A 344-nucleotide genomic window follows, 5' to 3' on the forward strand; every position below is an offset into this window, starting at 1 on the left:
CTTTATTCGTGCAGAAGTAGTTGGTTACGACGATTTCATCCAATTCAATGGTGAAAATGGCGCAAAAGACGCAGGTAAATGGCGTCTAGAAGGTAAAGACTACATCGTAAAAGATGGCGATGTTGTACACTTCCGCTTCAATGTTTAATTAAATGAATGAATTCTAAACACTTCATTTACACTAAAAGCCAGCTGTTAAGCTGGCTTTTTTAATACCTTAAGTAAATGAACAAAAATAAATTACGCAACTGCAAGCTAATTTATTTCCAGTTTTAGATCATAAACACGCCTCTTTGTTTAAAAAGGAAGCGAACGAGGTTTTTTCCGAAATTTATTAAAAAAAA

Annotated in this window: 1 protein-coding gene; it reads left to right on the forward strand. The window is 33.7% G+C overall.

Features of this window, described 5'->3' with window-relative positions; all coding sequences use genetic code 11:
- Positions 1 to 148, forward strand: a 148-nt coding sequence (locus IQR33_RS28065; RefSeq protein WP_193844256.1) for a DUF933 domain-containing protein, incomplete at its 5' end; no start/stop codon positions are given.
- Positions 149 to 344: the final 196 nt, after the last annotated feature.

It is taken from the genome of Vibrio sp. OPT46 (genome assembly GCF_015163535.1).
GTDB lineage: Bacteria > Pseudomonadota > Gammaproteobacteria > Enterobacterales > Vibrionaceae > Vibrio > Vibrio alginolyticus.